The organism is Pseudoxanthomonas sp. GM95 (genome assembly GCF_900109775.1).
GTDB lineage: Bacteria > Pseudomonadota > Gammaproteobacteria > Xanthomonadales > Xanthomonadaceae > Pseudoxanthomonas_A.
Genome location: NZ_FOAX01000001.1, coordinates 526,167 through 538,569 on the forward strand (window position 1 = coordinate 526,167; position 12,403 = coordinate 538,569).

The 12,403-nt window shown below is 65.5% G+C and carries 16 protein-coding genes; 15 read left to right on the top strand and 1 reads right to left on the bottom strand.

What is annotated here, in order from left to right; genetic code table 11:
• The first annotated feature begins 31 nt into the window (after positions 1-31).
• From rpsH to BMZ17_RS02525, 15 genes are all read left to right on the top strand, one after another.
• On the top strand, positions 32-430 hold the full coding sequence (gene rpsH / locus BMZ17_RS02455) for a 30S ribosomal protein S8 (protein WP_093135076.1): 399 nt from the start codon (positions 32-34) through the stop codon (positions 428-430).
• An 18-nt stretch (positions 431-448) separates the two neighbouring features.
• On the top strand, positions 449-976 hold the full coding sequence (gene rplF / locus BMZ17_RS02460) for a 50S ribosomal protein L6 (protein ID WP_093135079.1): 528 nt from the start codon (positions 449-451) through the stop codon (positions 974-976).
• Between the two features lie 29 nt (positions 977-1,005).
• Positions 1,006-1,362 (top strand): 50S ribosomal protein L18, encoded by a 357-nt coding sequence (gene rplR, locus BMZ17_RS02465; RefSeq protein ID WP_093135083.1) that lies wholly within the window; start codon positions 1,006-1,008, stop codon positions 1,360-1,362.
• 153 nt (positions 1,363-1,515) lie between these two features.
• The gene (gene rpsE, locus BMZ17_RS02470) at positions 1,516-2,052 is read left to right on the top strand and encodes a 30S ribosomal protein S5 (protein ID WP_093135088.1); all 537 of its coding nucleotides are present in this window, start codon (positions 1,516-1,518) and stop codon (positions 2,050-2,052) included.
• Complete coding sequence (rpmD, locus tag BMZ17_RS02475; protein ID WP_014161364.1) at positions 2,045-2,236, top strand: 50S ribosomal protein L30; 192 nt, start codon at positions 2,045-2,047, stop codon at positions 2,234-2,236. Before rpsE ends, rpmD begins: the two co-directional genes overlap by 8 nt.
• Positions 2,236-2,679 (top strand): 50S ribosomal protein L15, encoded by a 444-nt coding sequence (gene rplO, locus BMZ17_RS02480; RefSeq protein WP_175485517.1) that lies wholly within the window; start codon positions 2,236-2,238, stop codon positions 2,677-2,679. Before rpmD ends, rplO begins: the two co-directional genes overlap by 1 nt.
• A gap of 7 nt (positions 2,680-2,686) precedes the next feature.
• Positions 2,687-4,030, top strand: a complete 1,344-nt coding sequence (gene secY / locus BMZ17_RS02485) for a preprotein translocase subunit SecY (protein WP_093135098.1) — start codon at positions 2,687-2,689, stop codon at positions 4,028-4,030.
• 350 nt (positions 4,031-4,380) lie between these two features.
• A complete protein-coding gene (gene rpsM / locus BMZ17_RS02490) occupies positions 4,381-4,737 on the top strand; it encodes a 30S ribosomal protein S13 (protein WP_014161361.1) in 357 nt (118 codons plus the stop codon).
• Between the two features lie 12 nt (positions 4,738-4,749).
• Positions 4,750-5,142, top strand: coding sequence for a 30S ribosomal protein S11 (rpsK, locus tag BMZ17_RS02495; RefSeq protein ID WP_093135101.1), 393 nt, complete (start codon positions 4,750-4,752; stop codon positions 5,140-5,142).
• A gap of 15 nt (positions 5,143-5,157) precedes the next feature.
• Positions 5,158-5,787 carry a 30S ribosomal protein S4 gene (rpsD, locus tag BMZ17_RS02500; protein ID WP_014161359.1) on the top strand — a complete coding sequence of 210 codons (630 nt, stop codon included), beginning with the start codon at positions 5,158-5,160 and terminating at the stop codon, positions 5,785-5,787.
• A gap of 51 nt (positions 5,788-5,838) precedes the next feature.
• Positions 5,839-6,837 carry a DNA-directed RNA polymerase subunit alpha gene (rpoA, locus tag BMZ17_RS02505; RefSeq protein ID WP_093135106.1) on the top strand — a complete coding sequence of 333 codons (999 nt, stop codon included), beginning with the start codon at positions 5,839-5,841 and terminating at the stop codon, positions 6,835-6,837.
• 195 nt (positions 6,838-7,032) lie between these two features.
• Positions 7,033-7,407 (top strand): 50S ribosomal protein L17, encoded by a 375-nt coding sequence (gene rplQ / locus BMZ17_RS02510; RefSeq protein ID WP_093135110.1) that lies wholly within the window; start codon positions 7,033-7,035, stop codon positions 7,405-7,407.
• A 154-nt stretch (positions 7,408-7,561) separates the two neighbouring features.
• Positions 7,562-8,092, top strand: a complete 531-nt coding sequence (locus BMZ17_RS02515) for a disulfide bond formation protein B (protein WP_093138000.1) — start codon at positions 7,562-7,564, stop codon at positions 8,090-8,092.
• A gap of 49 nt (positions 8,093-8,141) precedes the next feature.
• A complete protein-coding gene (locus BMZ17_RS02520; RefSeq protein WP_093135114.1) occupies positions 8,142-9,533 on the top strand; it encodes a class II 3-deoxy-7-phosphoheptulonate synthase in 1,392 nt (463 codons plus the stop codon).
• A gap of 73 nt (positions 9,534-9,606) precedes the next feature.
• Positions 9,607-10,764, top strand: coding sequence for a mechanosensitive ion channel family protein (locus BMZ17_RS02525; RefSeq protein WP_093135119.1), 1,158 nt, complete (start codon positions 9,607-9,609; stop codon positions 10,762-10,764).
• An 11-nt stretch (positions 10,765-10,775) separates the two neighbouring features.
• On the opposite strand, the gene BMZ17_RS02530 is transcribed toward BMZ17_RS02525, so the two are convergent.
• Positions 10,776-12,389 carry an amidase gene (locus BMZ17_RS02530; protein WP_093135122.1) on the bottom strand — a complete coding sequence of 538 codons (1,614 nt, stop codon included), beginning with the start codon at positions 12,387-12,389 and terminating at the stop codon, positions 10,776-10,778.
• Between the last annotated feature and the right edge of the window lie 14 nt (positions 12,390-12,403).

A 12,403-nucleotide genomic window follows, 5' to 3' on the forward strand; every position in this document is an offset into this window, starting at 1 on the left:
CGGATATCGGTGCTACTCATAGGAATCGCACATGAGCATGACTGATCCCATCGCCGACATGCTGGTCCGCATCAAGAATGCGGCCGCCGTTGGCAAGCAGACGGTGAAAATGCCGTCCTCCACCATCAAGGTCGCCATCGCCGGCGTGCTGAAGGCCGAGGGCTACATTGCCGACTCGCGCGTCACCAAGACCGAGAACAACAAGGCCGAGCTGGAAATCGTCCTCAAGTATTTCGAGGGCAAGCCGGTCATCGATACGCTCAAGCGCGTGTCGCGTTCGGGCCTGCGCCACTACCGTGGCAAGGACGAACTGCCGAAGGTCCTCAACGGCCTGGGTATCGCCATCATCTCCACCTCCAAGGGCATCATGACCGACTCGCAGGCGCGCCAGCATGGCGTCGGCGGTGAAGTCCTGTGCTTCGTGGCCTAAGCGAAGGAGCTTGCGACCATGTCCCGCGTAGCCAAGAAGCCGATCACCCTGGCCAAGGGTGTTGAGTACAAGAACGAGAACGACACGCTGACCGTCAAGGGCCCGAAGGGCACCCTGTCGATGGCCAAGCCGGCCGGTGTCGACATCGCGCTGGAAGACGGCGTGTTGAACCTGTCGCCGGCGACCCCGGGCGACGACGCCATCACCGGCACCATCCGCGCGATCCTGGCCAACATGGTCCACGGCGTGTCGGAAGGTTTCCAGCGCAAGCTGGACCTGGTGGGCGTGGGTTACCGCGCCACGATGCAGGGTGCGGACCTCAGCCTGGCGCTGGGTTTCTCCCATCCGATCCTGTTCAAGGCACCGGAAGGCATCACCCTGGCAGTCCCGACCCAGACGGAAATCCTGGTGCAGGGCGCAGACAAGCAGCGCGTCGGTGAAGTTGCGGCCAAGATCCGCGGTTTCCGTCCGCCGGAGCCCTATAAGGGCAAGGGCGTGAAGTACTCCGACGAAACCATCATTCGCAAGGAAGCCAAGAAGGCCTAAGGCCTTTCTCCTTCCCGAGGATCAAGATCATGAGCATCAAGAATACCGCCCGTCTGCGTCGCGCCAAGTCCACCCGTTCGCACATCCGTGTGCTCGGTGTGCACCGCCTGACCGTCCTGCGTACCGGCCAGCACCTGTACGCGCAGGTCTTCACTGCCGATGGCTCCAAGGTGATCGCTTCGGCGAACACCCTGCAGGCCGACGTGAAGGAAGGCCTGAAGAATGGCAAGAACAGCGACGCCGCCGCCAAGGTCGGCAAGCTGATCGCCGAGCGCGCCAAGGCCGCCGGCGTCGAGAAGGTCGCGTTCGACCGCTCGGGCTACCGCTACCACGGCCGCGTCAAGGCGCTGGCCGACGCAGCTCGCGAAGGCGGCCTGCAGTTCTAAGCTTGAACGGCGTGGGGCTAGTCCCCACGCTATTCCCGCCGGTGCGGGTTGCACCGGGCGCCCTGGATCTTATGCATCCAGCTGCGTTTCACCGCTCCAGACCACAGCTATAAGCGGCCAAGCCGTACAGACCCTTTCAACAGGAATATAGACATGGCAGAAGAACAACGCTCGCGCGGGCGCGATCGCAACCGCGAAGAGAAAGTCGACGACGGCATGATCGAGAAGCTGATCGCGGTCAACCGCGTCAGCAAGACGGTCAAGGGCGGTCGCCAGTTCACCTTCACCGCACTGACGGTGGTGGGCGACGGCAACGGTCGCATCGGTTTTGGTTACGGCAAGGCGCGCGAAGTGCCGGTCGCGATCCAGAAGTCGATGGAATATGCCCGCAAGGGCATGCTCAACGTGAACCTCAACAACGGCACCCTGTGGCACCCGGTCAAGGCCGGCCACGGCGCGGCCCGCGTGTTCATGCAGCCCGCCTCGGAAGGTACTGGCGTCATCGCCGGTGGCGCCATGCGCGCCGTGCTGGAAGCGGTCGGCGTGAAGAACGTGCTGGCCAAGGCTGTCGGTTCGCGTAACCCGATCAACCTGGTGCGTGCGACCCTGCGCGGCCTGGAAGACATGCAGTCGCCGGCCCGCATCGCGGCCAAGCGCGGCAAGTCGGTGGAGGAGCTGACCCATGGCTAATGAGTCCAACAAGACTGTGAAGGTCCGCCTGGTGCGTGGCCTGCGTGGTTCCCAGTCCCGTCACCGCCTGTCGGTGAAGGCCCTGGGCCTGAACAAGCTCAACGATGTGCGTGAACTGAAGGACAGCCCGCAGGTGCGCGGTCTGATCGCCAAGGTTCACTACCTCGTCCGCGTCGAGGAGTAATCAACATGCGTCTCAACACTCTCGCGCCCGTCGACGGCGCCCGTACCGCACGCAAGCGCGTCGGTCGCGGTATCGGTTCGGGCCTGGGCAAGACTGCCGGCCGCGGCCACAAGGGTTCCTTTGCCCGTTCGGGTAAGGGCAAGATCAAGGCGAAGTTCGAAGGCGGCCAGATGCCGCTGGTGAAGCGTCTGCCGAAGGTCGGTTTCCGCTCCAAGCTGAAGAAGAACGTCGCCGAAGTGCTGTCCTATGAACTGGACAAGTTGCAGGCAGGCGAGATCGACTTCGCCGCGCTCCGCGCCGCCAAGCTGGTGCCCAGCACCGCCAAGCGCGCCAAGATCGTGCTGAAGGGTGGCCTGACCAAGGCGTTCACGCTGAAGGGCGTGGCCGCAACGGCCGGTGCCAAGGCCGCGATCGAAGCTGCCGGCGGCAGCATCCAGGAGTAAGCGAAGCATGGCGCAGCAAGGCATGGCGGGTGGTCTGGGCAAATTCACCGAGTTGCGGCAGCGTTTGCTGTTCGTCCTGGGGGCCCTGATCGTTTACCGGATCGGTTGCTACGTTCCGGTCCCGGGTGTGAACCCGGATGCCATGATTGCGCTCATGCAGCAGCAGGGCGGCGGCATCGTGGACATGTTCAACATGTTCTCGGGCGGCGCCCTGCATCGCTTCAGCATCTTCGCGCTGAACGTCATGCCGTACATCTCGGCATCGATCGTGATCCAGCTGGGCGCGCACATCTTCCCGGCGCTCAAGGCGCTGCAGAAGGAGGGCGAGTCCGGTCGGCGCAAGATCACCCAGTACTCGCGCATCGGCGCGGTCCTGCTGGCGGTGGTGCAGGGCGGCAGTATTGCCCTGGCCCTGCAGCACCAGACTGCTCCGGGTGGCGCGCCGGTCGTCTACATGCCGGGCATGGGCTTCGTGATCACAGCGATCGTCGCCCTGACCGCGGGCACCATCTTCCTGATGTGGGTGGGCGAGCAGGTCACCGAGCGTGGCGTCGGCAACGGCGTGTCGCTGATCATCTTCTCTGGCATCGTCGCCGGCCTGCCGGCTGCGGTGATCCACACGTTCAGCGCGGTCAACGACGGCACGATGAGCCCCATCGCGCTGATCATCGTCGCTGTGGTGGTGTTTGCCTTCACCTGGTTCGTGGTGTTCGTCGAACGCGGCCAGCGCCGCATCACGGTGAACTACGCCCGTCGTCAGGGTGGCCGCAACGCCTACATGAACCAGACTTCGTTCCTGCCGCTCAAGCTGAACATGGCAGGCGTGATTCCGCCGATCTTTGCCTCGTCGATCCTGGCCTTCCCGGCGACGCTGGCGATGTGGTCGGGCCAGTCGCCGGCCGCCGTGACCCTGCAGCGCATCTCGCAGGCACTGGCCCCGGGTGAGCCGCTGCACATGATCGTGTTCGCGGCGATGATCATCGGCTTCGCGTTCTTCTACACGGCGCTGGTGTTCAACTCGCAGGAAACCGCCGAGAACCTGAAGAAGTCCGGCGCGCTGATTCCTGGCATCCGTCCAGGCAAGGCCACGGCCGACTACGTCGACGCGGTACTGACCCGCCTGACCGCCGCTGGCGCGCTTTATCTGGTGGCGGTGTGCCTGTTGCCGGAAGTGATGCGTACCCAGCTGGGCACCTCGTTCTACTTCGGCGGCACTTCGCTGCTGATCGTGGTGGTGGTGGTGATGGACTTCATCGCGCAGATCCAGGCGCACCTGATGTCGCACCAGTACGAAAGCCTGTTGAAGAAGGCCAATCTGAAGGGCGGTTCGCGCGGCTTGTCCCGCGGCTGATCCTGTAGTCGAAATCGCGGCGGACCCATTCCGCCACCAAGCCCGGCCATCGGCCGGACTTTCAAAATGGGCGGCTCGTGCGGCGGTCTCGCGCGCGGGTGTGAAGCGTTCAGTCCCTGCGCCAGAGTAGCGCGGGGCGGCACGAAGACTCTCGGGTCGTCGGGCCAGGCCGCTTCCGGCGCCGGAGCATGGGCACACTCCCCATGCCGGGTCCGTGGAACCGAAAGGTTCCATGGGCTTCCAAGTAACCCGAGACCTTGCTATCATTTCCAGTTCACTACGCCACAAGTGCGTCTGTCCGTTTCTGGGCGGGCGTTCGCCGGCCATCAAACAGTTTGGAGAATCGCGTCATGGCGCGTATTGCAGGTGTCAACCTGCCTGCCCAGAAGCACGTCTGGGTGGGGCTGCAGAGCATCTACGGCATTGGCCGTACCCGGTCCAAGAAGGTCTGCGAAGCCGCAGGCGTGACGGTGACCACCAAGATCCGTGACCTGTCCGAGCCGGAAGTCGAGCGCCTGCGCGCCGAAATCGGCAAGTACATCGTCGAAGGCGACCTGCGTCGCGAAGTGGGTATGGCGATCAAGCGCCTGATGGACCTGGGCTGCTATCGCGGCCTGCGCCATCGTCGCGGTCTGCCGCTGCGCGGCCAGCGCACCCGTACCAATGCTCGCACCCGTAAGGGTCCGCGCAAAGCCATCAAGAAGTAAGGGGCGCACATCATGGCCAAGCCAGCTGCAAAGGCACCGAAGAAGAAGATCAAGCGCGTCATCACTGATGGCGTCGCCCACGTCCACGCTTCGTTCAACAACACCATCGTCACCATCACCGACCGCCAGGGCAATGCGCTCTCGTGGGCAACGTCGGGCGGTGCAGGCTTCCGCGGTTCGCGTAAGTCGACCCCGTTCGCCGCACAGGTCGCCGCCGAAAAGGCCGGCCGTGCAGCACTCGACTACGGTCTGAAGTCGCTGGAAGTCCGCATCAAGGGTCCGGGTCCGGGCCGTGAGTCGGCCGTACGTTCGCTCAACAACGTCGGCTACAAGATCACCAACATCATCGACGTGACGCCTATCCCGCACAACGGGTGCCGTCCGCCGAAGAAGCGTCGCGTCTAAAGGGAGCGATAAGAAATGGCTCGTTACATCGGTCCTACCTGCAAACTCGCTCGTCGCGAAGGCGCAGACCTGTCCCTCAAGAGCCCGGCGCGCGCGCTGGACTCCAAGTGCAAGCTGGAGCAGAAGCCCGGCCAGCACGGCGCCACTGCCCGCAAGGGCAAGCTGTCCGACTACGCCACCCAGCTGCGTGAAAAGCAGAAGGTCAAGCGTATCTACGGCCTGCTGGAGCGTCAGTTCCGCAATTACTACAAGAAGGCCTCGACCAAGAAAGGCAACACCGGCGAGAACCTCCTGCAGCTGCTGGAAACCCGTCTGGACAACGTGATCTACCGCATGGGTTTCGCGGTCACCCGTCCGGCCGCCCGTCAGCTGGTCTCGCACCGTGGCGTGCTGGTCAACGGCAAGTCCGTGAACCTGCCGTCGTACCAGGTCAAGGCTGGCGACGCCATCGAACTGTCGGAAAAGGCACAGAAGCAGCTGCGCGTCCAGGAGTCCCTGACCGTCGCTGAGCAGCTGGACCTGAGCCCGTCGTGGGTGGAAGTGGATTCGAAGAAGTTTGCCGGCGTGTTCAAGGCCGTGCCGGTCCGTTCGGATCTGCCCGCCGACATCAACGAAGCGCTGATCGTCGAGCTTTACTCGAAGTAATCACAACCGCACCCCTGCCATGGCAGGGGTGTTTGCAGGAGACAAAGCAACATGACGGGTATCACTCAGCAAGTGCTGCGCCCCCGCGGCCCGCAGATCGAGCGCCTGACCGACAACCGCGCCAAGGTGGTCATCGAACCGCTGGAGCGTGGTTATGGTCATACGCTGGGCAATGCGTTGCGCCGCGTGCTGTTGTCGTCCATCCCCGGCTTCGCCATCACCGAGGTCGAGATCGACGGCGTGCTGCACGAGTACAGCACCATCGAGGGTCTGCAGGAGGACGTGCTGGAAGTCCTGTTGAACCTCAAGGATGTGGCCATCCGCATCCACACCGGTGACAACGCCACCCTGAGCCTGACCAAGCAGGGTCCGGGCGTGGTGACCGCCAGCGACATCAAGACCGACCACAACGTCGAGATCCTGAATCCCGACCACGTGATCGCGCACCTGACCAAGGACATCGCGGTCAACCTGCGCCTGAAGATCGAGCGTGGCTTCGGCTATCAGCCGGCCGCTGCCCGTCGCCGTCCGGATGAAGAAAGCCGTGCCATCGGCCGCCTGGTGCTGGATGCCTCGTTCTCGCCCGTCCGTCGCGTCGCCTACGCCGTCGAGTCCGCTCGCGTCGAACAGCGCACCGACCTGGACAAGCTGGTCCTGGACATCGAGACCAACGGCACGATCGACGCCGAAGAAGCCGTGCGCACCGCCGCCGACATCCTGAGCGACCAGCTGTCGGTGTTCGGCGACTTCACGCACCGCGATCGCGGCGCGCCGAAGCAGCAGACCGGTGGCGTGGATCCGGTGCTGCTGCGCCCGATCGACGACCTGGAGCTGACCGTGCGTTCGGCCAACTGCCTCAAGGCCGAGAGCATCTACTACATCGGCGACCTGATCCAGAAGACCGAAGTCGAACTGCTCAAGACCCCGAACCTCGGCAAGAAGTCGCTGACCGAGATCAAGGAAGTCCTGGCGCAGCGCGGCCTGTCCCTGGGCATGAAGCTGGAAAACTGGCCGCCGGCCGGTGTTTCCCAGCACGGCATGATGGGCTGATCAAGCAACACGCAGGTCCCCGCGTCGCAAGGCGCGGGGACCTGGTTTCACCGCATTACCTCGACGACGGACCAATAAGGTCCGCGCGACGTCCGGACAGGATGACCGGACAGGGACCAACCGCAGTCCAAGCAACAACGCCACGATGGCGACAGCGAACCTCAACAGACTCAACATTCATCAGGAAGCACACTCATGCGTCACCAGAAAGCCGGTCGTAAGTTCAACCGCACCAGCTCGCATCGCGCCGCGATGTTCTCCAACATGGCCGCCTCGCTGATCAAGCACGGCCTGATCAAGACCACCCTGCCCAAGGCCAAGGAACTGCGTCGCGTCGCCGAGCCGCTGATCACCCTGGCCAAGGTCGATGGCGTGGCCAACCGCCGCCTGGCGTTCGCGCGTCTGCGCGACAAGGAAGCCGTGGGCACCCTGTTCACCACGCTGGGCCCGCGCTACGTGTCGCGCCCGGGTGGCTACCTGCGCATCCTCAAGTGCGGTTTCCGCGCTGGCGACAACGCGCCGATGGCCTACGTGGAACTGGTCGACCGTCCGGACGCCGCCACCGAGTAATCGGTCGCGCACCACGTAAGACCTCTGCAGACCCCGGCACATGCCGGGGTTTTGCTTTTGGGGCGGCGTCGATGCGACGGAGCATGCCAAGCGGTTATTGGCCGTGCGCGGCGTGGATGGCGATAATGCGGACACCTTTACGACGCACGTGCCCATGAATCCTTTTCGCTGGTCGTTCCGCGCGCAGTTCCTGTCCGGTTTCGTGGTCTGCGTGGTGCTGCTTGGCGCTGCGCTATACACGCAGTATTTCCAGAACCAAATCCCGTGCCCGCTGTGCACGTTCCAGCGTGGCGCGTTCGCGCTGCTGGGACTGCTGTTCCTGATCGGTGGCCTGCATGCGCCGAAGGGGCGCGGTGGACGCGCCACGTATGGGGTGCTGGCGCTGATCCCGGCGGCGATCGGCCTGGGCATCGCAGGCCGACACGTGTGGCTGCAGCACCTGCCGCCAGACCAGGTGCCGGCCTGCGGCCCGGACCTGGCCTACATGATGGAAGCCTTCCCGATGGGCGCGATGTTGCGCCAAGTGCTGACCGGTTCGGGCGAGTGCGCCGAGGTGAGCTGGCGCCTGTTCGGCCTGTCGATGCCGGAGTGGAGCCTGATCTGGTTCGTCGCGCTGACGCTCTGGCTGCTGGTCGCCGCCTTCCGCAGCCGCAAGCCCGACCTGCTGCGCGACCTGCGCTCGTAAACGCGCACTTTCCCTTTCAAGCGGCGCCTCGCGTCGCGGATGTCCTGCCATGAATAGCCCTGACCGCTCGCTGCACGCCGTGAACCTGCCCAAGGACTGGTCGCCGACCACCTGGCGCGATCGGCCTGCGCTGCAGATGCCGACCTATCCCGATGCCGGTACGCTCAAGACCGCGTTGGACGAACTGGGCCGGCTGCCGCCGTTGGTGACCTCGTGGGAGATCTTCGCGCTGAAGAAGCAGCTGGCCGAGGCGCAGGAAGGCAAGCGCTTCCTGCTGCAGGGCGGCGATTGCGCGGAGAGTTTTTCCGACTGCGAGTCCGGGCTGATCTCCAACCGTCTCAAGGTGCTGCTGCAGATGAGCCTGGTCCTGGTGCACGGGCTGCAGCTGCCGGTGGTGCGCGTGGGCCGTTTTGCCGGGCAGTACGCCAAGCCGCGTTCGACCGACATGGAGACGCGCGGCGACGTCACCCTGCCCAGCTATCGCGGCGACCTGGTCAATGCGCCGGAATTCAGCGAGGCCGCGCGCATCCCCGACCCACAACGCATGATCCGCGCGCATTCGCGCTCGGCCATGACGATGAATTTCGTGCGGGCGCTGATCGATGGCGGCTTCGCCGACCTGCACCATCCCGAGTACTGGAACCTCAACTGGGTGGGCTATTCGCCGCTGGCCAACGAATACCAGCAGATGGTGTCGGACATCGGCGGCGCGGTGCGCTTCATGGAGACGCTGGCCGGTTCGGAGGTGCACAACCTCAATCGCATCGATTTCTACACCTCGCACGAAGCGCTGCTGCTGCCCTACGAAGAAGCGCTGACCCGCGAAGTGCCGCGCCAGTGGGGCTGGTTCAACCTGTCCACGCATTATCCGTGGATCGGCATGCGCACCGCGGCGCTCGATGGCGCGCATGTGGAATACCTGCGCGGCGTGCGCAATCCGATCGCGATCAAGGTCGGGCCTTCGGTGCAGCCGGACCAGCTGCTGCGCCTGATGGACGTGCTCAACCCGGACGACGAGCCGGGCCGCCTGAGCTTCATCCATCGCATGGGCGCTGCCCACATCGCGGAGAAGCTGCCGCCGCTGCTTGAAGCAGTCAAGCGCGATGGCCGCCGCGTGCTGTGGGTGTGCGATGCGATGCATGGCAATACCGAGAGCACGTCCAATGGCTTCAAGACGAGGCGCTTCGACAATATCCGCAGCGAAGTGGAGCAGTCCTTCGACCTGCATGCCGCGGCCGGCACGCGCCTGGGTGGCGTGCACCTGGAGCTGACCGGCGAAGACGTGACCGAATGCACCGGCGGCGCGCGCGAGCTGACCGACGTGGATCTGGAGCGTGCGTATCGCTCCACCGTCGATCCGCGCCTGAACTACGAGCAGTCGCTGGAGATCGCGATGCTGATCGTGCGCAAGCAGCGCCAGAACAAAATCGCCACCGCGTAAGCGCCGCGCATGTCGGGCGCGACATCGTGCGCCGACATGAAGTGAACAGCGGCTTTGGCAAGGTCGGTCATTGATGACCGACCTCCACTGGAATGACATCAGCCCGTATGCGATTCCGCTGGGCCTTTCGGCGCTGCTGGGCCTGCTGGCCTGGAGTCTGTTCGCCTGGCTGGAACGCCGGTCGCGCGAGAAGGATTACCGCCGCGCGCGTATCACCCGCATCCTGAGCCTGCCGCTGGCGTTCCTGCTGCCGCTGATCTTCATCCGCGCCGGGCTGGACGCCACGCCGATCAAGGACGCGCAACTGGCGCTGGTGAAGCTTGGCCTGCACGTGGGCATCGTCGGCTGCGCGACCTGGCTGGCTGTGCGCGTGGTCAATGGCATCGTCGCAGCAATCTTGCGCGACCATCGCATCGACGTGGCCGACAACCTCGCCGCGCGCCAGGTCCATACCCAGGCGCGGGTGCTCGGGCGCGTGGCGTCGGGCCTGGTGATCCTGGTGGGTGCCTCGGTGGTGCTGCTGCAGTTCGACGAGGTGCGCCAGCTCGGCAAGACGCTGTTGGCCTCGGCCGGCATCCTCGGGCTGGTGGCCGGCATCGCGGCCAAGCCGGTATTCGGCAACCTGATCGCCGGGCTGCAGATCGCGCTGTCGCAGCCGATCCGGCTGGACGACGTGGTGATCGTCGAAGGCGAATGGGGCCGGATCGAGGAGATCACCAGTTCGTTCGTCGTCGTCCACATCTGGGACGAGCGCCGGATGGTGGTGCCGCTGACCTGGTTCATCGAGAACCCGTTCCAGAACTGGACCCGGCGCAACGCCGACATGCTGGGCACGGTGTTCCTGTGGCTGGACTACCGCACGCCGATGGCCGAGGTGCGCGCCGAAACCGAGCGCGTGTGCAAGGGCGATCCGCGCTGGGACGGGCGGGTGTGCATCGCCCAGGTGACCGAAACCTCGGAGACGGCGATGCAGGTGCGCCTGCTGGTGAGCGCGCGCAACTCCGGCGATGCCTTCGACCTGCGTTGCGTGGTGCGCGAGCGCGTGCTGGATTACCTGGCGCGCGAATATCCCTACGCGCTGCCGCGCCAGCGCAACGAACTCACCCGCGAACAGACGCCGCCGGATACGCCGCAAGTGGTGCCGAGCCTGCGCCAGACCAATTCGCCCGGTGCCGAAGACGGCCCGCCGCCGGTGACCCAGCAGGATGACGCGCCGCCGCCGGCGGTCTAGCGCAAACGCGCTTACTTGGCTGTGGCTGGTTCCAGCGTGGACAGGTATTGCGGCGGCGTGCGGGCCAAGGTGCGCTGCTCGTAGTCGTAACCGAACGCGATCAGCTTGGCCTCGCTCCACGCGGTCCCGATGAACAGCAGGCCCAGCGGCAGCCCGCGGCTCTGACCCATTGGCACGCTCAGGCTGGGGTAGCCGGCCACTGCGGCCGCGCCATAGCCGGCGCCGGGAAAGGGATCCTTGAACGCCGGGTCGGTGCGCCAGGCCGGGCCGGTCGAGGCGGCGATCAGGGCATCGAGCTTCTGCGCCTTCAGCGCCGCATCGATGCCTTCCGGGCCGGCCAGGCGCTTGATCCGCGAACGGGCCTGGATGTAGGCCGGATCATTCAGGCCGCCCATCGCCGCGGATTGTTCGAACAGATCCTGGCCGAACAGCCCGAGTTCTTCGTGGGCGTGTTGCTGGTTGAAGCCGATCAGCTGCTGCAGCGAAGTGAGCGGCGCGTCGCGACTGGTGAGGTAGCGCGCCAGGCCGTTCTTGAACTCGGTCTTGAGCACCAGCAGCTCGTCGTCGTCCCACTGACCGGCGGTCGGGATCTCGGCGTCGACCACGGTGGCGCCGGCGGCGCGCAGGGTGGCGACCGCGCCTTCCATCGCCTTGGCCACGTCCGGGCTGAAGTTGAAGCTGCTGCGGACCACGCCGATGCGCGCGCCCTTCAGGCCGCCCGGGCGCAGCCGCGCCTGGTAATCCAGTGGCGCGTTGAGCGTGGCGTAGCCGGTGGTGGCGTCGGCGGCATCGCGACCGGCCATCACCGAGAGCAGGGTGGCGGCATCGGCGACGGTACGGGTGATCGGGCCGGCAGTGTCCTGGCTCCACGAGATCGGCACGATGCCGTCGCGGCTGACCAGGCCGACGGTGGGCTTCAAGCCGACCACGCCGCTGACCGAGGCCGGGCAGATGATGCTGCCGTCGGTCTCGGTACCGACCGTGGCCGCGGCCAGGTTGGCCGACGCGGCCACGCCGCTGCCGGCGCTGGAGCCGCAGGGATTGCGATCCAGCACGTAGGGATTGTGGGTCTGGCCGCCGACGCCGCTCCAGCCCGAGATCGAATCGCTGGCGCGGAAATTCGCCCACTCGGAGAGGTTGGTCTTGCCCAGGATCACCGCGCCGGCCTCGCGCAGGCGCTTGACCAGGAAGGCATCCTGCTTCGGGCGGAAATCCTTGAGTGCCATCGAGCCCGCGGTGGTGGCCATCGGCGTGGCGTCGATGTTGTCCTTGAGCAGGATCGGGATGCCCTGCAGCGGCCCGCGCACGGTGCCGCTCTCGCGCTCACGGTCGCGCAGGGCGGCCTCGGTCATCGCGTCGGGATTGAGCTGGATCACCGCGTTGAGCTTGGGGCCGGCGCGGTCAACCTGGGCGATGCGGTCCAGGTAAGCGCGGGTCAGGGTGCGGCTGTCCAGTTCGCCGGCCTGCATGCGCTGCTGCAGCTGGGCGATGGTCTGCTCGGCGTAGAGGAAATTGGCCGGTGCCGGCGTGGCTTCGCGCGAGGCGGTGGCCGGGACCGAACACGCCGCCAGGGCCAGGCTGAGAAGCAGCGGGCATGACAGGGACAGCGCAGGCCAGGCACGCATCGGGGATATTCCAG